We start from the raw sequence: 24,034 nt of genomic DNA, 5'->3' as shown, positions 1-24,034 counted from the left end.
CCCGGCATCGATATCAGGACTGCAGATAAACAACCTGAGTTTGCAGATATTCGTTCAGGCCATGTTTGCCGTCTGCCCCGCCAATTCCGGATTTGCGCCAGCCGGCATGGAAGCCCTGCATCGCCTCGAAGTTTTCACGATTAATATACGTCTCACCAAATTTCAGGCCTTTAATTGCCTTCATTGCCGTATTCAGATTTTGCGTATAAATCGATGAGGTCAGTCCGTAGTCGCTGTCGTTGGCCATCGTAAGCGCCTCTTCCAGCGAATTAAATGACACCACAGGCAATACCGGACCAAATGTCTCTTCGTGCATAATTGCCATCTCCTGGCGCACATCCAGCAGTAAGGTCGGCGGATAATAATATCCCTTTCCTGCCTCTGCTTTGCCACCAAGCACCACGCGTGCACCTTCTTGAACCGCGCGTGCCACTTTTTGTTCCACACGCGCCAGCGCCGCGGCGTTAATCAGCGGTCCCATGGCAATATCATTGCGCTCAGCAGGATTACCGTACTGAACCGCTTTCATCGCCTCACCCAGACGATTGACAAACTGGTCATAAATACCTTTTTGCACGTACACACGTTCAGCGCAGTTGCACACCTGTCCGGTGTTAATTACCCGTGAGTCAACAATGGCTTTCACCGCCAGTTCGAGATCGGCATCATCCATTACGATAGCCGGCGCCTTCCCGCCCAGCTCCAGACAAACTTTGGTAATGTTTTTCGCCGCCGCCGCCATGATTTTCTCACCAGCAACCACACTGCCGGTCATGCTCACCATTGCCACTTTCGGGTTTCCGGCAAGCTCCTGACCTACCGTTTCGCCACGTCCAAGTACCAGGTTAAATACCCCGCGTGGCAGGCCGATGTCATCCACGATTTTAGCGAATGCGATCGCATTATTTGGCGTAAACTCACTCGGTTTAATCACAATGGTATTACCCGTCAGCAATGCGGGTGCCAGCTTGCGAGCAATAAGGAAAAATGGGAAGTTCCACGGTAAGATGCCAGTCGTCACGCCGAGCGCACGCTTAAACAGCAGGATGTTTTCACCCGGGCGGTCACTTTGCAGGATCTCACCTTCATAACGGCGCGCCCACTCCGCCATGTAATCGATATAGTCTGCGGTGAAAGAGACCTCAACATCAGCCAGTTGTTGGATTTTTCCGCCTTCAGCCACAATCAACGCACTGATTTCGCTGGCACGCTCCCGAATACCGGCAGAAATTTTGCGTAACCAGTTTGCGCGTTCAATGGCAGGTAGCGCTTCCCATTCCGGCTGAGCGCGATGTGCGGCATCAATCGCTTTACGTGCATCTTCGGCACGACCATCGGGAATTCGGGAGATAACCTCTTCAGTTGCCGGATTGATAACATCAATCCAGGTGTCGTCGTGCCAGGTCACAAACTGCCCATCGATATACATAGGATGTTGTACGGGTACTGACATGCGTTTCTCCTGTGATTGATTTGTTTTTAACAAGTAAAACTATTGTTAATTAATATCAATCATGCATGGCACATTGCCGCTGTAATATTGGTTCTGTGAACCGCTTCATAAAAGTGTCAGGGAAAGTGGTCACGAAGAGAAAATACGGGCGGGATTTATGCCCGTTTGCGTAAAAGTTCCCACAAACGGGCAGCGGATATCACAGAGATCGACTCTCCAGTAAGTCAATCATAGCGGCGTCGTTTTGTAGATGTTGCCACGCGTCCTCAATATTCTGCGGAATTTCAACATGCTCAATAAAATCACGACCACGGGGACCATAGCCGGTTTCATCATCGCGCAGACGAGGAAGTTCACCGATAATCAGTGAAAGATAGCGTTCGACCGACCAGAGACCATCAGTGGCCTGAGCAAATCCCACACCACTCTCCTGCTGAGTCAATTCAGGCACAAAACCTGGAAAACTTAACCAGCTTGGTGCATGTGGATCATCTCGCGTTACACGATGAAACGTTGCCATTGTGCGGCGTTGCATGGTTGGGTCCTGTACTACGATGACAGAACGAACGGTTTCTGTGGCCTGACGCAGTAACGCACAGCTAAATCTGGCGTTCTCACCACTGTTTGTGGACTGGTCTTCTACCCAGATTTTTTCCCCCGGAATTTGCCAGAACTGGTGGGCGATATCGGCAAGAATTGCCGCTTCCGCGCGTCCGGTAGTGCGAATGATGTTGTAGCGTGGGTGTTGAATAATAGCGTTATACAAAAAAGTCGTGGAGTGTCCGATACCACCGCTGATCAGCAAGGGAACCTGCTGTTCTTTCGCTATACGACAAGCCGCGTCGATGGTTGGGATCACCGCGTTTCCCGCCAGAATTACGCAATCCGACTGAACAGCGATTGTTTCACCGAAATCATTCTGCGCCAGCCACTGTCCAACGATGTTTATTGCCTTGAGGGTGGTAGCGGAAAGTGTCGGAAACTGTCTCATATTCATGGCTCCTGATCTTTGTTCCTGTAGGCCGGAGAAGACGCGTCAGCGTCGTCATCCGGCACTGCTTTAGCCTGTAATCTGATCCATGGCCTGCAGGATTCGTTTATCTGAAATTGGGTACGGCGTGCCAAGCTGCTGAGCAAAGTAGCTGACGCGCAACTCTTCAATCATCCAGCGGATCTCTTTGACATCATCATCTTCACGGCGCGCAGGTGGCAGTTTATTGAACCACTGCTGCCAGGCCTGCTGCACGCTGTCCACTTTCAGCATCTGCGCACGATCGCGGTGCGGATCGATGGCCAGTTTTTCCAGTCGTTTCTCTATTGCTTGTAAATAGCGCAGCGTATCGCCAAGACGTTTGAAGCCATTACCGGTGACAAATCCGCGATATACCAGTCCGCCCATTTGCGCTTTGATATCCGAAAGCCCCAACGCCATGGTCATATCCACGCGTCCTTTAAGACGTTTGTTGATATTGAAGACTGCCGTCAGGATCTGTTCGACCTGTTTGGCAATCTCCACTACGGTATCGTTCAGTTCAGCCCGCACTTTCTCATACAGTGCTGTAAAGCCCTCTTCCGTCCACACCGGCCCGCCGTTGGCATCTATCAGTTTATCCACACCGCAGGAGATACAGTCATCTATCAAATCCAGTACTTTGCCGTACGGGTTAAAATACAGGCCCAGTTTGGCTTTGTTTGGTAGCTTCTCGTGCAGGTATTTGATTGGCGATGGAATATTCAGCAGCAACAGACGGCGTAAACCGCACCACATCGCCTGCTGTTGTTCCAGTGGATTATCAAACAGCTTAATAGCAACACTGTCCCGCTCGTCCACCAACGCCGGCCACGCTTTCACTTTGTAATTGCCGCGTTTTTGCTCGTAGCTTTCCGGAAGTTGACCGAAGCTCCAGATATGCAGCCCGCTCTGTTCGATACCATCATCTGCCACTGCGGACAGCGTTTCCTGAACTTTACCTTTCAGCGTATCTTTCAACGCCTGAAGCGAGCGCCCTTCCTGCAGTTTCTTGTTTTTATCATCCACCACGCGGAAGGTGATTTTCAGATGATCGGGTACCTGATCCCAGTGCCAGTCATCACGGTCGACGGTGACGCCGGTCATCCGGCGCAGTTCACGTTCCAGTGAGTCCAGCAGTGGCAGTTCGAGCGGCGTGATGCGTCCTAAAAAAGCTTCAGCGTAATTTGGTGCAGGAACAAAATTACGGCGCACTGGTTTTGGCAACGATTTAATCAGTGCAATCACTAATTCACGGCGCAGCCCAGGGATTTGCCATTCAAAACCGCTTTCATCCACCTGGTTCAGCAACGGTAGCGGGATATGTACGGTCACACCGTCGGCGTCAGCTCCAGGTTCGAACTGATAGCTTAATCGCAGTTTGAGATTACCCTGATGCCAGAAATTCGGGTAATCCAGCTTGCTGATTTTTTCCGCCCCCTCTTTGATGAGCATGCTCTTTTCAAAGTTGAGCAGATCTGGCGTTTCACGGCTGACCTTTTTCCACCAGCTATCAAAATGACGGGCAGAAACCACATCATGGCTGATACGCTGGTCATAAAATTCAAACAGCGTTTCGTCATCGACCAGGATATCGCGGCGGCGCGATTTGTGTTCTAACTCTTCCACTTCCGCACGTAGTTTCAGGTTGTCCCTAAAAAACGCATGGCGTGTCTGCCAGTCACCTTCCACCAGCGCGTGACGGATAAACAATTCACGCGACAGCGCGGGATCGATCTGGCTGTAGTTCACCTTACGGGCAGCAACAATTGGTAGGCCGTAAACGGTGACTTTTTCTGTCGCCATGACCGCACCCTGCGCGCGCTCCCAGTGTGGTTCACTGTACGAACGTTTGATCAGATGTTGAGCAACGGGTTCCACCCATTCCGGATCGATACGTGCGGCAATGCGTCCCCACAATCTGCTGGTTTCCACCAGTTCCGCCACCATTGTCCACTTCGGCGGCTTTTTAAATAAACCGGATCCAGGGAAGATTGAAAAACGGGCGTTACGCGCGCCGGTAAACTCTTGTTTATCGGCATCTTTCATCCCGATATGCGACAGTAACCCAGTCAACAATGCAACGTGGATCTCACGGTATTCTGCTGGCTCACTATTGACCGGGATCCCCAGCTCTTTCACCACCTGACGCAATTGAGTGTAAATATCCTGCCACTCGCGCACTCGCAGATAGTTAAGGAAATCAACCTTACACTGGCGACGGAACTGATTTGATGACAGCGCTTTTTGCTGCTCACCGATATAATTCCACAGATTCACAAAAGCGAGGAAATCGGACTCTTTATCGTGAAAGCGACGGTGTTTTTCGTCAGATGCCTGCTGTTTGTCCATCGGACGCTCTCGCGGATCCTGAATGGACAGCGCCGAGGTAATGATCATTGCTTCTCGCACGCAACCATGCTTCTGGGCTTCCAGCACCATACGAGCCAGACGCGGATCTACCGGTAGTTGTGATAACTGACGGCCTAAAGGCGTTAACTTGTAAGCAGTTTGCTGTTCATCGGTAGTGATCGCCCCCAGTTCTTCCAGCAGACGCACGCCGTCCTGAATATTGCGTTTATCCGGCGCTTCGACAAACGGGAATGCTGCAATATCACCAAGCCCAAGCGCAGTCATTTGCAGAATAACGGACGCCAGGTTAGTACGCAGAATTTCCGGGTCGGTAAATTCCGGGCGCGACAGGAAATCGTCTTCGGAATAGAGACGAATACAGATCCCTTCTGATACGCGACCACAGCGCCCTTTACGCTGGTTAGCAGAGGCCTGCGACACGGGTTCAATCGGCAAACGCTGGACTTTAGTACGGTAGCTATAGCGACTGATACGTGCGGTACCGGGATCTATAACATATTTAATCCCCGGAACGGTCAGCGAGGTCTCTGCCACGTTGGTTGCCAGCACAATGCGACGTCCACTGTGCGACTGAAAAACACGGTTCTGTTCACTGTTAGACAAACGTGCATAAAGCGGTAGCACCTCAGTATGGCGTAAACCCAGCTTATTCAGCGCATCAGCGGTGTCGCGAATTTCGCGCTCTCCGCTCATGAAGATCAAAATGTCGCCCTGACTTTCGCGTCCCAGTTCATCCACGGCGTCAAAAATCGCCTGCAGTTGATCGCGTTCTGTGTCATCCGCATCTTCCACAATCGGGCGATAGCGTACTTCCACCGGATATGTACGACCCGAAACTTCAATAATGGGCGCATTGTTAAAATGGCGTGAGAAGCGTTCAGGATCGATAGTCGCAGAAGTGATGATAATTTTCAGATCCGGACGACGTGGCAGCAACTCTTTCAGATAACCGAGCAGAAAGTCGATATTCAGGCTGCGTTCATGAGCTTCATCGATAATGATGGTGTCGTACTGCATCAGCATGCGGTCCTGCTGGATTTCCGCCAGCAGAATACCGTCCGTCATCAGCTTGACCATGGTGTTATCACTGACATGATCGCTGAAACGAACTTTATAGCCGATACAACCACCGGGCTCCGTCTGCAGTTCTTCTGCAATACGGTTAGCCACGGTACGCGCCGCCAGACGACGCGGTTGGGTATGACCGATCAACCCTTTAATTCCGCGTCCCAGTTCCATGCAGATTTTCGGCAACTGAGTGGTTTTACCGGAACCCGTCTCCCCAGCAACAATCACCACCTGATGGTCGCGAATGGCTTCCAGGATATCCTGTTTTTTCTGGCTGACAGGCAGGTTTTCCGGGTAAGTAATATCCGGCCGTGCCGCTTCACGCAGCACAACCTTACCTGCTGCCAGCTCAATCTCTTTCGCCATCTCCTGGTAAATGGCCTGTTGTGCATCAGGATTTTTAACCTTCTTCACACCATGCAGACGGCGGGAAAAACGCTGTTTGTCACGCAGCATCAGTGGATCCAGCTGTTGCTGCAACATGTTGAAGGTTAATTTCTGTTGTTCTGTCATAGCATTGGAGGGCAGTGCTCTGCCGGGTTAAATCTCTTTTAGATGATAGGTATAGAGTACCACATCGGTGCTTTTCGTGTGTTGTTCAATAATTTCGAACATAGGATTCGATATATTGCGCTATCACTACGGCAGGATTGTGAATAAAGTGTCAACAAGCAACGGGGCACATCCCCTTCAAACACATATAAGGAATCACCCATGAGCAAGGTATTAGTTCTTAAATCCAGTATTCTGGCAGGGTACTCTCAGTCTGGTCAGTTGTCTGATTATTTTGTTGAACAGTGGCGTGAAAAACACCCTGCTGACGAGATCACGGTTCGTGACCTGGCTGCAAATCCTGTTCCGGTACTGGATGGCGAACTGGTGGGTGCTCTGCGCCCGAGCGATGCGCCGTTGACTCCACGTCAACAAGAAGCGCTGGCGCTGTCTGATGAGTTGATTGCTGAACTGAAAGCGCATGACGTCATTGTGATCGCCGCCCCGATGTATAACTTCAACATCCCGACGCAGTTGAAAAACTACTTCGACCTGATTGCCCGCGCCGGGGTAACTTTCCGTTATACCGAGAAAGGACCTGAAGGTCTGGTAACAGGTAAACGTGCTATCGTTTTGAGTAGCCGTGGCGGTATCCATAAAGATACACCAACCGATCTGATCACTCCGTACCTGAATGTTTTCCTGGGCTTTATCGGCATCACCGACGTGAACGTTGTCTTCGCTGAAGGTATTGCCTACGGTCCGGAAGTGGCATCGAAAGCACAATCTGATGCAAAAGCGGCGATTGATAGCGTGGTTGCTGCCTGATAATTTCCCCTCTCACCGTCCGGTGGGAGGGTTTTTAACCGGCACTCAGAGCCTGACGGGATAGACTTCCTATCTCTTTGTCTGCTTTCCGTGAATACGATTGATGTCACGCCAGATAAGTGAGTAATCCCTGCACTTTGCCAGATTCTCCTCCCAGCAATGGAGTAAAAACTGCTCCGGCTCCGCAACATCCCTGCTTAAATGTTTGAATACCCAACGATTCCAGACATACCACTTGAAAAGCCACATAAGTTAACTCCAGGACGCAACCGGTGATGAAATATATCAGCATCAGTACAGTTCCGTTTGGCAACTATTGCGCTGTGGATGAATAGCTCCGGTGAAAACTAAATCAGTAGCATCAGCCAGAAAGCCCACAGAATGGCAACCATGTAAAACGTCTGGCGACACTGTTTTAGTGCGCCTGACTGACGTTCGGCCAGTGTGAGCGTCTTTAACCTTTCACGCCGCCATATAACGCCAAGAACCTCTCCGGCTAGTTCGTTGTTCTGCGCATCAATGAGCGAAAAATAGCGACCATCAAGCCACATTCTCCAGCAACCAAACCAGACGATAGCGCACAACAGCGCAACGATGGCGCGAGAGATACCTGATGGAGCCGTGAAGATGACCCACACCATCGGCGGGAGGGAAAAAAGCAGGATAAAACGCCAGCCTGCCAGTGTGTGTCCCAGCAGATCACGCTGAATACCTTCGTTTTGTGTTACGTTGTCACTTTCTGTTGCCATTGTTCCAGCATCTCCAGATGTTTATCTGTCAGTACCACCTGTGGACGACGCTGACGAATATGTGCTACCGCCTGCTCTACTGTCGCCTGATGACCATAATGCAAAAGCCACGCCGCGACGGTCGTCGCACTGCGCGACAGTCCCAATGCACAGTGAACCAGTACAGTCCCCTGCTCCTGACGCAGTATCTCCAGTCGTTCCACAGCCTGTTGCAGGTCTGCTTTGTTGGGAATAACCAGATCCAACATCGGTACACAAGCATAGGCTCGTGACGCGGTGGCGCGTCCACGCGGAAACTCAAAGGTCATGTCCAGCACTGCGTTTTGCGCGGGGATCCGGCGTGGAAAGCTGCCGAGATAGACCCCCTCAGCAATACAGCTCACCGCTGGCAGGCGGCGGGTAAACCAGCGCATCGACAGCCACATCCCTACGCGCCAAGGAAGTAACAGCCAGTACACGGGTGGCGACAGCCGTCCCAGTTGATCTTTACCTGCGGCTGCTGTGCCAAATCCGCCATAGCCATACCCGACTATCAACAACGATAATGCTGGCCACAGTAGCCAGGGCGTTATCAGCGCTCCGGCGATAAAACATATGGCTGCCCCCAACAAATAACGACGCATCAGCTTCAAACGTACCGTATCCGGTTTTTGCCAGTGCCAGCGACGTTGTTCCGGCACCATCCAGTCAATTAGCATTCCTGCCGCCAGTCCGGTAATGATATCGATAAAATGGTGCTGCCAGGTGGTCAGTACGGAAACGGCAATCAGCAAAAACCAGCCGTCGCACAGCCTGCGCCAACCACCAGAAAGGTAGCGACTGAAATGCCGCCACAGCAGCCAGCAGAGGATAATGTGCAACGATGGAGACTGGTTGTAGGGCAAGTCGAACTGCTCGAGCTGAGAAAATAACCACCCTGCTGCACCGCTAACCTCGGGGCGGGTAAAGCTAAACTGGAGCGGAAACAGCAAAAAACCGCCGCAGGCGATAACCGATGCCAGTACCAGACGTAGTACCAGCCTTCGTTGTTCGAAACGTGTAGTACAGACAAACAGCGATAACCCGTAGAACAGATCCAGGCTCCAGTAAGGAAGAATAGTCCACGGAATAAAGGGAATAGCGGACTCCCAGCTAAACACGACACTTCCGACGTTATGGTACTGAGCATCCTGCCAGGCGGTAAACTGATTGACCTTACCGTAAGTGAGGAAGAAAAATGGAGCCAGTAGCAATAACCAGCCTATCGCCTGGACTATAACCTTACGACGTTCAGGTACCACGGCGCACCGCCATGGAAACGGTGAAAATTCCCCACTCATCAATCAACTGCGCACACTTATCAAACCCCGCATCACGCACCAGCGCATCCATTTCACCCTGTGTGCGCACGCGCATCACCCACGCTTTGCCATCTTTATGGCTGGTGAGTGACCATGCGATGGTTTTTAGCTGTGGATGCCAGGGCTGTCCGGTGTAAATCAGTACACCACCCGGCGCTATTGCATCCGCCAGTCCGGCCAGAGAATTCTGTACCAGCGAATTTTCGGGGAAAAGCTCGTACAGGCCAGAGACGATCCCCAGCGTAGGTCGGGGTTCGAGAGACGCCAGTTGTTGGCGATTGAAGGCATCGCCTTGCTCGAAACGGGCGATGTCAGCCATTCCTCTGCTGGCGATCATTTCCCTTCCTTTATTCACATTCAGATCGCTGTAATCACGCAATAAGATCGCGTTCACCGCCGTTTCACCTTCGAGCGCATCAAGTACATAGCGCCCGTGTCCGGCAGCGATATCGACCACATTAACGGGTGTGCCCTGCTCTGCGAGCCGCGCAACAGCCTGACGAATCAGCATCTGCAAATGGATCTTACGCTGGCGTATCCCTTTCCAGCCGACGCTATTCAGGTAGTTCTTATCAATTAAACGCCCCAGCGCACTGCTGCCCTGAGGCTGGTTACGATAGACATAATCAAGCGTACTGCCCGAGTCAAAACCGGTTTCAAATCCAAGGCGAACACCTGTCGATTGTGTTCCCAGTAGTTTCATCCCGTAGCGCAAACCACGATAGGCAATATCATCGAGAGAATAAGGAGCCGGTCCCCCGTTTAACATCCGCCAGCTATCGGCCCCAGGACTCCAGCGATCCTCATTGCTGTAATCAAAACGCTGGGGTGGTTTCGCGTATAACGTATCAATAAAATTACGCATTTTGTCGAACGCCAGATGTCGGTCTTTCTCCCCCAGCGTATCGTGATAAAACCCCGGCAACACGTGCAGTTCCTTAAGTGGGTTCCGCAGACGCTGGTAAAAATCGATCTGTGGCTGACGATGCACAACAAAATCGTCCCCTGAAACAAGCAACTGCACCGGTAACGTAATGGCGGCGGCATCGCTGACTATTCGCTCTGCCGTCCTGTAGAGATCCAGCAGAATGTTCACCGCGATTGCCCGGGTGATTTGCGTATCCTGATTGAAGCTTGCCACGCGTTCGGGATCGTGCGTCAGATACTTCCCTTTAACGTAGGAGTTAACAAAAAACAGGCCACGCAGGCGATGCATTAACGCCAGCCCTGGGCGGGCAAATGGCACATACAATTTGACTTTAAACGCCGGAGACGCCAATACCAGTCCACGAATGTCTGGCGCATAGTCATGAACCCAAGTTGCGGCTAATACCGCGCCAACGCTTTGTGCTACCACCACCACATCTTCCATTGCGGCCTGACTGTCCGCAGCGGCAAAACGCACGAACTCTTCGACATCCTGCACCGAACGTGCCAGCGACGGGCTATAGCCACGCTGTCCCGGAGAGTGTCCGTGACCTCGTGCGTCCCAGGCATAGAATGCGGTATCCGGCATCGCCAGCTCATCAACGATGTGCTGCAGACGCCCGGAATGTTCGTGTCCACGGTGAAACAGAACAATTACTTTTGAAACAGGGCCTGCCGATAATGCCGGCCAGTGGCGATAAAACAACCCGGTGTTGTCACTGGTCAAAAACCATCGTTCGTCTGGCGCTCGCATGTCAGTCATGAGGAGGCTTTCCTGTCGTTTGTTGCTGTAGCTGCAAAAGCTGCTGTTTGAGATCATCCATGAAGACGCGTTTGTCGCTCTGAAAGCGCAACGTCTCACCAATATTGACGTCAATAAATAGCGGCAGAGGAATGCGATTCCCCTTCGCCATGACGTGCTCCGTACCGCGCAGCCAGACGGGAATAATTGGGACTTCCGGCGCACGCTGACTCAGATGCCACAACCCTGATTTTAGCGGTGAAAGCTTTCCTGGTTCGCCACGCGTACCTTCTGGAAAAAGGATCAGGATCTTACCTTCACGTAATGCCTGTTCGCACTGTGCCAGCGGGTTAGCTTCACCGCCCTTACGTGAAATGGGAATAATGTTGAGAATATTGAGAGCGAACCAGGCCATCGCTTTATTACGCAAAAAATAATCAGCGGCGGCCACCGGATGAACAGATGCCTGGCGGCGGAGCGGAAATAGTGAAAGCAGCGCGAAAACATCCATATGACTGTTGTGATTTGCTACCACGATGGCCGGGCCACGAGTTGGCAAGCGCTCCCGGTGTCTGACGCGCAGCCCAAGCCATAGCCAAATAACCGGCCAGACGATGCACAATGTAAACAGCGTTCGCAGAAATGAGCTCATCATAAGTTAGTAGCAAAAATAGCGAATGAAATGGAAAAACACGGGGGCGGTGAAGATCAGGGAATCGAGCCTGTCGAGGATGCCGCCGTGACCGGGTAACAGCGTGCCGCTGTCTTTCACCCCGATATCCCGCTTAATAGCCGACATCACAACGTCCCCACAAAAACCAGTGACACCGATAATGCACCCCGCCAGCAGCGACAAAGGCACGCTTAGCGGCGTCATTAACGGACCCAGTAGAGCTGCCGCGAGCGTAGTGGTTGCTACACCACCGATCAGTCCCGCCAGGGTTTTATTAGGGCTGACTTTAGGCATCACTTTGATGCGGCCAATCGATTTTCCCCACAGGTACTGCGCAATGTCGTTGAATTCCGTTAAGCCCACGAGGAAAAGCACCAGCAGTGCTCCTGTTTGCATACCGTCAGCGGGCAGCACCAGCAGGAACGCAACGTGACTGAATGCAAACACGGTAGTCATCAGGCACCAGTGATGCTGTGAGGCAAAACGCAGAAATCCCTGGGTGTCGCCAGCAATCACCATCCGTACGGGTAAGAATAAAAAAGCATACACCGGGATAAACACCACAAACATGCCGTACCAGTTGATGCCTATCAGCCAGTAGTTAACAGGGATAGCAATAAACATCCACAACAGCGGCATGCGATCGGTATGGCGCGATGGTGCCAGCGTTAAAAATTCCTTTAACGCCATAAAGCTTACCAGCGCAAAAAAAGTCAACGCCAGCCAGTGGGGGCTTAAGATAGCCAGCGAAAACAGAATAATGATCACCCACCAGGTGCGAATACGCAGCGTCAGTTCCCGCCAGTCTTTACCAGGACGTAGCCATACAAGTAATCCGTTGAGCAGTGTCGCAATAAGTAGCAGAGAAAAAATAACTGCAAGCGACTTTTCCAGCAGCATCATTCCACCACCTCATCGCGTAATGCACTCTTACAGCGGTTGATCACCGTCCATAACAGCAACAGCGTTGCAACACCCCAGACGGCGTTATTCCACTGTACAAGTTGAGGCCATAGCGTCAACGCCAGTCCCCATGCGCCGAACACCAGCGCTCTGTCGCTTTTGCCCAGCGGCCCGGCATAGCTGCGCACTCCATTGATAGTTTGTGCCAGCACGCCGCAAAATTCCGTCATCACTGCGCAGAACAGCATCACTATCACCAACAGTACATTGCTGGCCGGGAGCAACATAAAGGGTAGATAAAGCGCAAGGTCTGAAAGAATATCCCCGGTCTCATTGAGAATGGCGCCCAGACGTGACTTTTGATTGCACTCACGTGCCAGCATCCCGTCCAGCGCATTGAGCGCCATCCGCACAAACAGCACGATCGGCAGGAGAACAAATAATTCAGGTTGAGGGAAAAGAAACAGTACCGCTCCTGTCACAAAAGAAAGCACCATCGCTGCAAGTGTGACGTGATTAGCAGTAACGTTTTTTTTGTATAGCCAGAACATTACCGGGCGTAAAAGCGCCTGAAAGGCAGGCTTTATCTGATAAAGCGTCATCATCACTCCTTGATAATTTGTCGGTTTGATTATAGTGGAGCAATGGATCATTGCCCGTCAAATACGCTTGTTGGTTAAAGTAAAACCGGATCCTCTGAACAGACGGGCGATTATTTTTTCAACCATTTACCGTTAATGCCCTGCACGTATTCGCCCGGTTTGGCACGAGCAACCAGTTTCTGTCCAGCCATCTTTGCCACTTCATCAACCGGGATGTTGTTACTTTCAGCAAGTTGCTGATAGCTGGCATTGCGCGCTTTATTCACTTCACTCACCAGCGTCTGGGTTTCAGCATCGGTTTTTAATGCCACGAGATAGCCGTTAAGCGTTTCGCCAACCCGCCCCTGAGTTCGGGCTTCACCCAGCGTTAATGCAAACGCGTTGGCACTCAGCAAACTCAAAATAAGAATGAATGCATTAAGTGATCTTTTCATCTTCACCTCAGAACAAGTCACTGCGTGATTTCAGCAAACTCTCGACATCTTTATCGACTTTGATATGGATTTCATGCTCGATTTTGACGTTCATATTGATGGTGATAGGTTCTTTGGGGGCCGCCACTTCAATACGCGGAGTACACCCCGCCAGCAGAGATGACGCCAGAAGTCCCAGCATGGCAGCTATTGTTTTCATGGTTGTTCCTCACATTCCTTGCCTTCCGGGCAATGGGTTTCTGGCAGCGTTGCATTTTGCTCGAGCCATGCCTGTAAATTGTCGCCAAAACGCAAACTGCGCCATAACGTAAATACGTTTTCTTCGTGGGTGTAATTCAAATTCACCGTTCCCACTTTGCCATCCACCCGACTATTGCCAGTGACGGTTGCCTGCATCGTTAATACACCCAGGTTATCCAGATTTATTTTCGTCCAGGAATGGGTTATTTCCATATAGCGCAGCCAGTTAATCGCCGCTCCAGCCGCCATGTTATCTTTAACGACGGCATCCGCAGTATCTTTGTCGATACGCAACGTCATTGGTCCAGGATTGGTAAGCCAGCCGTCTTTGATAATCCATTTTTCATTATTCAGCCACAGAGGCAGCGCGCCGCTGACCGGTCCAGACATGGCAAACTGTTTGGGATTAACCGCGCTGATAAGTTCGCTGGAAGAGATATTTTGCACTCGTACTAAGGCCGGATCGTGCTGAGGCATACGCAATTGCTGCATGATGACTTTGCCTCCTAACAACTCGGCGCTGACATTGCTGAGCAGCAAAGGATTATCTTCGCTCCAGGGATATCCTCCCTGCAGGTCGGCGGTAATATTTTTCGCTGTAACCTGATTCACGACTTCCGCAATACGTAGTGAAATCGGTCCGCGTGTGCCCAGTTGCCACGCTCCTTCACTAAAACGAAACGGCAGCACAAAATCGACACCATTGATCTGGTTATCGGGCATCCAGGCGCTACCGCCTTTTAATACCCCATGACCGCCCGCCTCAAAGCCCTGTTCCGGGGCGGCGGAGAAAGCAACCTGCGCATACAGTTCCCCTTCGCGCAGGTTCATTTTCCAGTCAGGAGGAACCAGCGGCTGGAAAACAGTGAGTGATTGTTTTGGCCACCAGGCCTGTCCACGCAGGCGGACACCATCCCAGCGCCCGTTTAACTGTACAGGACCAATTGCCCCTGCATGAAGCTGCCCTTTGAACTGGAATACCGTCGGATCGGTCCCATCAACACTGAATTTCAGGGTTGATGGTGGCAGAACGCTTCCGCCCGTAAAGGTGGTTTTTCCGGCATCCAGTGACAACGCGCCGCTGAATGTTGGTTTTGCCGGGTCCCGCACCCACACAATCGGTTGATCCATGATCAGACGTGGCGTTTCCACTTTCATCGTGCCGTATTGCAGTTGGTCGAACCCGGTAGAAAGGTCAAAAAGTTTGAGGGTGTTATCGTGCCATTCACCCTTGCCCGCCACGTCCCAGCGGGCGTGCATCGGTGTAAATCCCCCTGTACCCCAGTAACGCCATTGCCAGCGGCCAGCGTCAGGGAGGAAATCATTGGCCAGACCATCAAGATGCAGTTCAAATCCCCCCATCTTGTTTTCATGGGCACGTAAAATGGCCTGCAATCGACCATCAACACCGCGCTGAGTGACCTTCACTCCCGCCAGTGGCCAGCGAATTTCGTCAATATCCAGAGAGTCAATAACGCGTCCGCGGGAACGCAGCAACGCCCCAGGTTCAAAAATCAGTTGCGGATCATTGAGGCTTCCACTGAGCTGTGCGGGTAGCACCGCATAAAAAATAAGATCGCCCTGTTTTGCTTCGCCGGTTAACTGTAATGGCATCTCGCTATTATCCATGGCGAGTTTGCCAGGGCCGATGGTCAGGACAGCGTTACCTTTACCTGCATCACCTTGTGTCAGAACATTTAATCGCCCGCTCACCACCGCGTTTTCCAGGCCAGCCTGCCAGTTTTCAACTTTCACACCCAGCCGACCGCTTAACGGAAATCCCTGATAAGGCCAGTTCCAGCGACCGTCGCTGATAGTCAGTTGCTGGCGGGTGATTTCCCACGGAAGATCGAGCAGAGGATCGGTATTGCCTCGTCCCATTACGATCAGTTGTCCACGATTTTCCTGCCATTCCAGCTCCGCATCCACCAGAGAGGGTTCCTGCGGCAGGCTGAGAGTGGCGACCACATGCCCGCTGATCGGCAGGCCGTCAGGAACCAGTGGCATCGTGAATTCACCCACCAGTTTCACCGGCGGCTGATCTTCAAATGCGGCAACATCAAGTTCATTGACCGTCAGGTTTTGACCGTGGAGATGCCCCTGAAATTTGACTTTGTCCCCCTGGTAGCGAAGCTGTTGGCTGGTGGGCGTCAACGACAGTGACAGCTTGCCCTGCCACTCCTGCCACGGAGAAAGGATGAGTTTGTCGATATTAATCCAGGTATTGGGCAACATGGATTGCCACTCCGCCAGCGTTTTAGGTGCGGCGGGAGAAGGTTCCGTTTGCGGCAGTTTGGCCAGACAGGCTGAATCCAGTTCAATAGCCCCGACGTTCAGCAACCAGCGGCTGGGATGTGACAGATCCGCCTGCGTAATTTTCGCCAGTGGGCAGTCATCGACCAGATAACGGAGTTGTGGAATATGTAGCCCATGCCGGGTTAGCCGTGGGCTCTCATCCAGTGCGATGCGCGTACCGACGGGCAACCAAATGCCTGCCAGCGTCGGAACCCACAGGCCAAGCGTCATCAACAACGTCAGCGGCATGAGGATCAATAATAAGAGTAGTGCCAGAGCGGCTTTATATTTACCCTTCATGGGTAGTTAATGTCCTGATTTCGCGAAAATTTAAGCCGGTTTAGGCCAGTATTGTGGCATGTTTAGCTACATATGCCCACCTTAAGAATAGATGCTCCTTAAATATACGTAATATTTATAGAACTGGCATGAGTCAAAGAATTATTGACTAATCATATGCTTAATCATAAAAAACGCATGGCGAGTATGACCATGTACCATCTGCGCCTGTCCCTTATTCCACTGCTCAATGTATCAATTGCTCATTGGTAAAAGTGTTGTGCTATCTATCTAACAGAAAACCAGGCAGCGATGGACGAGCAAAGTAAACAGAGCGCAGATTGTCAGGCACTGGGAAGATAAAAATTAGTCAGTTGTTGAAATTGACTAACATGCCCACACTAACAAGAGATGCTCTGGAATTATTCACTATATCTATGACTATCAATTATTTTTTGGATTTTGTAAAATAATTTGAATTGGATTAATGTGATTTTAAAATCACTGGAGAAAGTCTTATGAAACTCGCCATCTATAGTACAAAACAGTACGACAAGAAGTACCTGCAGCAGGTTAACGAGGCTTTTGGTTTTGAACTTGAATTCTTTGACTTTCTGCTTACGGAAAAGACGGCCAAAACAGCCCATGGCTGCGAAGCCGTATGTATCTTCGTTAACGACGATGGCAGCCGCCCGGTTCTGGAAGAATTGAAAAACCATGGTGTGAAGTACATCGCCCTGCGCTGCGCCGGATTTAACAACGTCGATCTGGATGCGGCCAAAGAGCTGGGCCTGCAGGTTGTGCGTGTGCCGGCGTATTCACCTGAAGCGGTCGCAGAACATGCGATCGGCATGATGATGACATTAAACCGCCGAATTCATCGTGCTTATCAGCGTACCCGTGATGCCAACTTTTCTCTTGAAGGGCTGACCGGCTTCACTATGTACGGCAAAACGGCTGGGGTGATCGGTACCGGTAAAATTGGTATTGCCGCACTGAGGATCCTGAAAGGCTTTGGTATGCGTCTGCTGGCCTTTGATCCGTATCCAAGTGCCGCAGCTCTGGAATTAGGCGTTGAATATGTCGATCTCAAAACACTGTTTGCGGAATCGGATGTCATTTCCCTGCACTGCCCGTTAACGCCGGAAAATTATCATCTGCTCAACCACGAAGCCTTTGAACAAATGAAGAATGGCGTGATGATTGTCAACACCAGTCGTGGTGCGCTGATCGACTCACAGGCGGCTATTGATGCCCTGAAAAACCAGAAAATTGGTTCTTTGGGTATGGATGTGTATGAAAATGAACGCGATCTCTTCTTTGAAGATAAATCTAACGATGTCATTCAGGATGATGTGTTCCGCCGCTTGTCTGCCTGCCACAACGTGCTGTTTACCGGGCATCAGGCGTTCCTGACGGCCGAAGCGTTGATCAGTATCTCTGAAACAACGTTGCAGAACCTGGCACAAATTTCCAAAGGCGAAACCTGCCCGAACGCCCTCTTCTGACCGCTTTGCTCCCCTGCTATCAGGGGAGCATTTTCAGATAACCCCTGATGATATATCCGGCGATATCATTATTATACTGATTGTATTCACATCACGAATGTAGAGAAATTCAATGAAGAAAGTTGTCACGTTGATTGCGCTCAGCATGCTTATGGCTGGCTGTGCGAGCAATGGAAAGGTTTCCGTCAATCGCGAACAGTTACAGCACCACCGTTTCGTTCTGGAAAGTGTGAATGGCAAACCGATAACCGTTGCAAAGAATCAGCCCGAATTAAGTTTTGGCGAAAACATGACGGTGTCAGGCAAAATGTGTAACCAATTTACCGGTCAGGGCAAACTGTCCGACGGCGAACTGAAGGTGAAAAACCTGGCAATGACCCGCATGATGTGCGCCGATCCACAGCTGAACGCGCTCGATGGCATTGTCAGCAAGATGTTTGAGCAAGGCGCACAGGTCGATTTGACGGCTAACCAGCTAACACTGGCGACAGCCGAACAAACTCTGACGTATAAACTGGCTGATTTAATGTAGTCAATACGGAAACTCAGTAGTTTCCACAGCTTCCTGCGGCAAGCGACTGCTCACTACAGCGTTTGCCGTTGGGTAATGCACACATCCCGATGGCTGAACCATCCAGTTGACGGGCAACAGAAAGTGAACCACCAATCATAGCGCAGTTAGCTTCTCCGGAACTGGACATTGCTGCTCTCATACCTGGTGCGACGTGTGCGGCCGTTGCCTGCTGAACGGGTTCACTGCTGCAGGCCGATAATAATAACGCGGCACACCCTACCCAAAACGCTGCGCGCATTTCACTCCCCCTCTGAATATTAACCAAACGACACAGCCATAAATAATAGGCAGCAGAAACACTGACGTCGAGAGGCAAGATGCGCATTTATGCGTATCATTTACATTTTCTGCCAATTTTTTGGCTACTCCTTTGATCAAACCATTCATTCTCTTTATTCCAGGGACACAAAAGCGAAAATGTGTCCGGATGGCATTTGCTAAAATAGAAAGATAATTACAGGACTCGCAACTGTTTCGCGAGTCCCCTTTTTGCGCAATGTAAGGGTGTCAGTATGATCACAATTGACGGTAATGGTGCGGTTGCTTCGGTCGCATTTCGTACCAGCGAGGTTATCGCCATCTACCCGATTACGCCCAGTTCGACGATGGCAGAACAGGCTGATGCCTGGGCCGGGAACGGGCTTAAAAATGTCTGGGGGGATACCCCACGCGTAGTGGAAATGCAGTCTGAAGGCGGTGCTATTGCAACTGTTCACGGTGCATTGCAGACCGGTGCGCTCTCTACGTCGTTTACCTCATCGCAAGGTCTGTTGCTGATGATCCCGACGTTGTACAAACTGGCCGGTCAGCTGACGCCATTTGTGCTGCACGTTGCTGCCCGCACCATTGCCACTCATGCACTGTCTATCTTTGGCGACCATTCGGACGTAATGGCCGTTCGGCAGACGGGCTGCGCCATGCTGTGCGCCAGCAGCGTACAGGAAGCTCAGGATTTTGCGCTGATTTCGCAAATTGCTACGCTGAAAAGCCGAGTTCCTTTTATTCATTTCTTTGATGGTTTCCGCACATCGCATGAAATCAATAAGATTGTACCGCTGGCCGATGACACGATCCTCGGACTGATGCCGCAGGCGGAGATTGATGCCCATCGTTCCCGTGCACTTAATCCGGAACATCCGGTTATTCGCGGAACATCGGCTAACCCGGATACCTATTTCCAGTCTCGTGAAGCCACTAACCCGTGGTACAACGCGGTCTATGATCACGTCGAGCAGGCGATGAACGATTTCGCCGCCGCGACGGGCCGCCAATACCAGCCGTTTGAATACTTTGGTCATCCACAGGCAGAACGCGTCATTATTTTGATGGGCTCTGCGATTGGAACCTGCGAAGAAGTCGTGGAAGAGTTACTTACTCGCGGCGAAAAAGTCGGCGTGCTCAAAGTGCGTCTGTTCCGCCCATTCTCTGCCAGACATTTACTGCAGGCCCTCCCAGAAACGGCACGCAGTGTCGCTGTACTGGATCGCACAAAAGAGCCTGGCGCACAGGCTGAACCGTTGTATCTGGATGTCATGACAGCGCTTGCCGAAGCGTTTAACTGCGGTGAGCGGGAAACGTTGCCGCGCGTTATTGGTGGTCGCTATGGTCTTTCTTCGAAAGAGTTTGGCCCGGATTGTGTAATGGCGGTGTTTAATGAGTTGAACAACGCTAAACCGAAACCACGCTTTACGGTCGGCATCTATGATGATGTAACGAATCTGTCGCTCCCTCTGCCGGAAAACACCCTCCCCGGTACCGCTAAACTCGAAGCCCTGTTTTATGGACTGGGCAGCGACGGCAGTGTGTCTGCCACCAAAAATAACATCAAAATTATCGGCAACTCTACGCCGTGGTATGCACAGGGTTACTTCGTCTACGACTCGAAAAAAGCGGGTGGTCTGACAGTTTCCCATTTACGCGTCAGCGAGCAACCTATTCGTTCAGCCTATCTGGTTTCGCAGGCAGATTTCGTTGGCTGCCATCAACTGCAGTTTATTGATAAGTATCAAATGGCGGAGCGACTGAAGCCTGGCGGTATTTTCCTGCTCAATACGCCATACAGTGTCGATGAAGTCTGGGCGCGCCTGCCGCAGGAAGTTCAGGCAGTACTTAATCAGAAGAAAGCACGTTTTTACGTGATTAATGCGGCTAAAATCGCTCGCGAGTGTGGCCTGGCGGCGCGAATCAACACCGTCATGCAAATGGCATTCTTCCATTTGACGCAAATTTTACCTGGCGACAGCGCACTGGCGGAACTGCAGGGCGCGATCGCGAAAAGCTACAGCAGCAAAGGTCAGGACCTGGTTGAACGTAACTGGCAGGCGCTGGCGCTGGCACGTGAATCCGTCGCCGAAGTGGCGTTGCAGCCGGTAGACCCTCACAGCGCCAATCGCCCTCCGGTTGTTTCTGATGCGGCCCCTGACTTTGTTAAAACCGTGACCGCCGCTATGCTCGCCGGTCTGGGAGATGCCCTGCCCGTATCAGCACTTCCGCCGGACGGCACCTGGCCGATGGGTACCACGCGCTGGGAAAAACGCAATATCGCCGAAGAGATCCCTATCTGGAAAGAAGAACTGTGCACCCAGTGCAACCACTGTGTTGCCGCCTGTCCGCACTCGGCAATCCGTGCCAAGGTGGTTTCGCCGGAAGCGCTGGAAAATGCCCCTGCCAGTCTGCATTCACTGGATGTAAAATCACGCGATATGCGCGGTCAGAAGTATGTACTGCAAGTCGCGCCAGAAGACTGTACCGGCTGTAATCTTTGCGTTGAAGTGTGCCCGGCAAAAGATCGTCAGAATCCGGAGATCAAGGCCATCAATATGATGTCCCGCCTTGAGCATGTTGAAGAAGAAAAAGTGAACTATGACTTCTTCCTCAATCTTCCTGAGATTGACCGCAGCAAGCTGGAACGTATCGATATTCGTACTTCTCAGTTGATTACCCCACTGTTTGAATATTCCGGAGCCTGTTCTGGCTGCGGTGAAACACCGTATATTAAATTGCTTACGCAGCTGTACGGCGATCGCATGCTGATTGCTAACGCGACCGGCTGTTCATCGATTTATGGCGGTAACCTGCCCTCAACACCATATACCACCGATGCCAATGGTCGGGGACCGGCGTGGGCTAACTCACTGTTTGAAGATAATGCCGAATTTGGTCTGGGTTTCCGTTTAACGGTGGATCAGCATCGTGTGCGTGTAATGCGTTTACTGGAGCAGTTTGCTGATAAAATCCCGGCGGAGCTGAATGAGGCCCTGCACGCTGAAGCAACACCTGAGGTTCGTCGTGAACAGGTTGCAGCGTTGCGCCAGCATCTACAAGGTGTTGACGGTGCACAGCAATTGTTAACCGACGCCGACGCACTGGTTGAGAAATCAATCTGGCTGATTGGTGGTGATGGCTGGGCTTATGACATTGGCTTTGGCGGCCTGGATCACGTCTTAAGCCTGACCGAAAACGTTAATATCCTGGTGCTGGATACCCAGTGCTACTCCAATACGGGTGGGCAAGCGTCAAAAGCTACGCCTCTTGGTGCCGTCACCAAATTTGGCGAACATGGTAAGCGTAAAGCCCGTAAAGATCTCGGTGTAAGTATGATGATGTACGGTCATGTTTATGTCGCACAGATCTCTTTAGGCGCGCAGTTGAATCAAACGGTGAAAGCTATTCAGGAAGCTGAATCATACCCGGGCCCGTCGCTGATTATTGCGTATAGTCCTTGTGAGGAGCACGGTTACGATCTTGCGCTGAGCCACGATCAAATGCGTCAGCTCACAGCGACCGGATTCTGGCCACTGTACCGCTTTGATCCGCGTCGTGCTGATGAAGGGAAACTGCCGCTGGCTCTTGACTCTCGTCCTCCGTCAGACGCACTGGCTGAGACGCTGATGAATGAGCAGCGTTTCCGCCGTCTTAACGCTCAGCAGCCTGAGGTTGCTGAACAACTGTGGAAGGATGCTACGGCTGATTTGCAAAAACGCTATGACTTCCTCGCGCAACTGGCAGGAAAAGCAGAAAAGAGCAGTACCGATTAAAACGTTTAGGTAAGTAGTAGCCTGAAGTCAAAAAAAAGCCCGAACAGTTGTTCGGGCTTGTCAATTTATTCGCTGGCTAATCAATATTTCTACTAATTCCCCAACGAAAAATAAAACGTGACAATAAAGGCATATAACCTGCGCAGAATATCCCAACAAAATTGACTTGTATAATTTTAATTTTATATATTTAACTTCAATACATTCACGATAATTATCATCATTTCTGTAGTATTATTTGCTTAAGGTTTTACTTAAGGCGTAACAATTCATATTTATCTCTTTACGGAACTTCTCCTTTAGCATGCTTTTACTCCCTATATGGGTAGTCACAGGTAAATAAAAAAACTAAAGGATTATTTCAATGAACAGAAAAGTATTGGCTCTCGTAATTCCTGCCCTGTTAGCTGCTGGCGCTGCTCACGCTGCTGAAGTTTATAATAAAGACGGCAATAAATTAGATCTCTACGGTAAAGTAGATGGTCTGCACTATTTCTCTGATGACGCTAACAATGATGGCGATCAGACTTATATGCGTCTGGGTTTCAAAGGTGAAACTCAGATCAACGACCAACTGGTTGGTTTCGGTCAGTGGGAATATCAGGTTAACGCTAACACGACTGAAAGCGACCATGGCAACAGCTTCACTCGTCTGGCATTTGCTGGTCTGAAATTTGGCGACTACGGTTCATTCGACTACGGTCGTAACTACGGCGTACTGTACGACGTAGAAGGCTGGACCGATATGCTGCCAGAATTCGGTGGCGACTCTTACACCAAAGCTGACAACTTCATGACCGGTCGTGCGAATGGCGTTGCAACCTACCGCAACACTGATTTCTTCGGTCTGGTAAACGGCCTGAACATGGCACTGCAGTACCAGGGCGCTAACGAAAACCAGTCCCCGGAGCAGGAAGGTACGGGTAATGGCGGCGACCGTAACATGAAGAACTCCAATGGTGACGGCTTCGGTATCTCCTCAACCTACGATCTGGGTATGGGCGTAAGCTTCGGTGCGGCATACACCTCTTCTGACCGTACGAATGAACAGGTTAATCACTCTACCGCTGGTGGCGACAAAGCTGACGCATGGACTGCTGGTCTGAAATATGATGCCAACAACATCTACCTGGCAACCATGTACTCTGAAACCCGTAACATGACTCCGTACGGTGACGCTCGCAACACCATCGCTAATAAAACTCAGAACTTTGAAGTCACTGCACAGTACCAGTTCGACTTTGGTCTGCGTCCGGCAGTTTCTTTCCTGATGTCTAAAGGTCAGGATCTGAACGCAACTGACGGTGACAAAGATCTGGTTAAATACGCTGACGTAGGCGCGACTTACTACTTCAATAAAAATATGTCCACCTACGTTGATTATAAAATCAACCTGCTGGACGAAGATGACAGCTTCTATGCAAACAACGGTATCACCACTGATGACGTTGTAGCACTGGGTCTGGTTTATCAGTTCTAAGTTTGTCAGCCCGCTGGAAACAGCGGGC

General features: G+C 51.0%; 18 protein-coding genes. 5 read left to right on the top strand and 13 right to left on the bottom strand.

Translation table 11 applies throughout. From position 1 onward, the window contains the following. Window positions 1–13 precede the first annotated feature (13 nt). The 3 genes from aldA to hrpA form a co-directional block, all read right to left on the bottom strand. Window positions 14–1,453 carry an aldehyde dehydrogenase gene (gene aldA / locus OGX98_RS20310; protein ID WP_200013195.1) on the bottom strand — a complete coding sequence of 480 codons (1,440 nt, stop codon included), beginning with the start codon at window positions 1,451–1,453 and terminating at the stop codon, window positions 14–16. Window positions 1,454–1,652: 199 nt separating this feature from the next. Further along, window positions 1,653–2,450, bottom strand: coding sequence for a YdcF family protein (locus OGX98_RS20305; RefSeq protein ID WP_190284558.1), 798 nt, complete (start codon window positions 2,448–2,450; stop codon window positions 1,653–1,655). A 63-nt stretch (window positions 2,451–2,513) separates the two neighbouring features. Then, window positions 2,514–6,416, bottom strand: a complete 3,903-nt coding sequence (gene hrpA, locus OGX98_RS20300; protein WP_286595853.1) for an ATP-dependent RNA helicase HrpA — start codon at window positions 6,414–6,416, stop codon at window positions 2,514–2,516. 201 nt (window positions 6,417–6,617) lie between these two features. On the opposite strand from hrpA, the gene azoR reads away from it, so the two are divergent. After that, window positions 6,618–7,223 carry an FMN-dependent NADH-azoreductase gene (gene azoR / locus OGX98_RS20295; protein WP_045442827.1) on the top strand — a complete coding sequence of 202 codons (606 nt, stop codon included), beginning with the start codon at window positions 6,618–6,620 and terminating at the stop codon, window positions 7,221–7,223. 347 nt (window positions 7,224–7,570) lie between these two features. Here the strand turns inward: azoR and OGX98_RS20290 are convergent, their stop codons facing one another. The 9 genes from OGX98_RS20290 to OGX98_RS20250 all read right to left on the bottom strand — a co-directional run bounded on the left by OGX98_RS20290 (window position 7,571) and on the right by OGX98_RS20250 (window position 16,428). Continuing rightward, window positions 7,571–7,972 (bottom strand): hypothetical protein, encoded by a 402-nt coding sequence (locus tag OGX98_RS20290; RefSeq protein WP_286595852.1) that lies wholly within the window; start codon window positions 7,970–7,972, stop codon window positions 7,571–7,573. Continuing rightward, a complete protein-coding gene (locus tag OGX98_RS20285) occupies window positions 7,948–9,252 on the bottom strand; it encodes a phosphatase PAP2/dual specificity phosphatase family protein (protein WP_286595850.1) in 1,305 nt (434 codons plus the stop codon). Before OGX98_RS20285 ends, OGX98_RS20290 begins: the two co-directional genes overlap by 25 nt. After that, window positions 9,242–11,002, bottom strand: a complete 1,761-nt coding sequence (locus OGX98_RS20280) for a bifunctional alpha/beta hydrolase/class I SAM-dependent methyltransferase (protein ID WP_284097407.1) — start codon at window positions 11,000–11,002, stop codon at window positions 9,242–9,244. The genes OGX98_RS20285 and OGX98_RS20280 overlap by 11 nt, the downstream gene beginning before the upstream one ends. Beyond that, the gene (locus OGX98_RS20275; RefSeq protein WP_200013269.1) at window positions 10,995–11,636 is read right to left on the bottom strand and encodes a lysophospholipid acyltransferase family protein; all 642 of its coding nucleotides are present in this window, start codon (window positions 11,634–11,636) and stop codon (window positions 10,995–10,997) included. The genes OGX98_RS20280 and OGX98_RS20275 overlap by 8 nt, the downstream gene beginning before the upstream one ends. Before the next feature lie 3 nt (window positions 11,637–11,639). After that, window positions 11,640–12,557: a phosphatidate cytidylyltransferase gene (locus OGX98_RS20270; RefSeq protein ID WP_286595848.1), complete on the bottom strand. Its 918-nt coding sequence runs from the start codon at window positions 12,555–12,557 to the stop codon at window positions 11,640–11,642. Continuing rightward, window positions 12,554–13,159 (bottom strand): CDP-alcohol phosphatidyltransferase family protein, encoded by a 606-nt coding sequence (locus tag OGX98_RS20265; RefSeq protein ID WP_286595888.1) that lies wholly within the window; start codon window positions 13,157–13,159, stop codon window positions 12,554–12,556. The genes OGX98_RS20270 and OGX98_RS20265 overlap by 4 nt, the downstream gene beginning before the upstream one ends. A gap of 110 nt (window positions 13,160–13,269) precedes the next feature. After that, entirely contained in the window at window positions 13,270–13,593 is a 324-nt protein-coding gene (locus OGX98_RS20260; protein WP_045442844.1) for a YdbL family probable chaperone protein, read from the bottom strand. 7 nt (window positions 13,594–13,600) lie between these two features. Beyond that, a complete protein-coding gene (locus OGX98_RS20255; RefSeq protein ID WP_045442846.1) occupies window positions 13,601–13,792 on the bottom strand; it encodes a YnbE family lipoprotein in 192 nt (63 codons plus the stop codon). Beyond that, entirely contained in the window at window positions 13,789–16,428 is a 2,640-nt protein-coding gene (locus OGX98_RS20250) for a YdbH family protein (protein WP_286595847.1), read from the bottom strand. Before OGX98_RS20250 ends, OGX98_RS20255 begins: the two co-directional genes overlap by 4 nt. Before the next feature lie 497 nt (window positions 16,429–16,925). On the opposite strand from OGX98_RS20250, the gene OGX98_RS20245 reads away from it, so the two are divergent. Both OGX98_RS20245 and hslJ read left to right on the top strand, forming a co-directional pair. Continuing rightward, window positions 16,926–17,915 carry a 2-hydroxyacid dehydrogenase gene (locus tag OGX98_RS20245; protein WP_045442849.1) on the top strand — a complete coding sequence of 330 codons (990 nt, stop codon included), beginning with the start codon at window positions 16,926–16,928 and terminating at the stop codon, window positions 17,913–17,915. Between the two features lie 112 nt (window positions 17,916–18,027). Then, window positions 18,028–18,447, top strand: a complete 420-nt coding sequence (gene hslJ, locus OGX98_RS20240; protein WP_045442852.1) for a heat shock protein HslJ — start codon at window positions 18,028–18,030, stop codon at window positions 18,445–18,447. A gap of 13 nt (window positions 18,448–18,460) precedes the next feature. Here hslJ and OGX98_RS20235 read toward each other — a convergent pair whose 3' ends face one another. Beyond that, a complete protein-coding gene (locus tag OGX98_RS20235) occupies window positions 18,461–18,727 on the bottom strand; it encodes a putative hemolysin (RefSeq protein WP_045442854.1) in 267 nt (88 codons plus the stop codon). A 274-nt stretch (window positions 18,728–19,001) separates the two neighbouring features. Here OGX98_RS20235 and nifJ point away from each other — a divergent pair, with 274 nt between their 5' ends. Beyond that, window positions 19,002–22,526, top strand: a complete 3,525-nt coding sequence (nifJ, locus tag OGX98_RS20230; protein WP_045442856.1) for a pyruvate:ferredoxin (flavodoxin) oxidoreductase — start codon at window positions 19,002–19,004, stop codon at window positions 22,524–22,526. Between the two features lie 364 nt (window positions 22,527–22,890). Further along, window positions 22,891–24,006, top strand: a complete 1,116-nt coding sequence (ompC, locus tag OGX98_RS20225) for a porin OmpC (RefSeq protein WP_286595845.1) — start codon at window positions 22,891–22,893, stop codon at window positions 24,004–24,006. The last annotated feature ends 28 nt before the right edge of the window (window positions 24,007–24,034 follow it).

It is taken from the genome of Citrobacter sp. Cm046, from assembly GCF_030333065.1.
Lineage (GTDB): Bacteria > Pseudomonadota > Gammaproteobacteria > Enterobacterales > Enterobacteriaceae > Citrobacter > Citrobacter murliniae.
The sequence above is the reverse complement of the archived record's forward strand: the minus strand, read 5'-3'. Positions and strand labels throughout refer to the sequence as shown.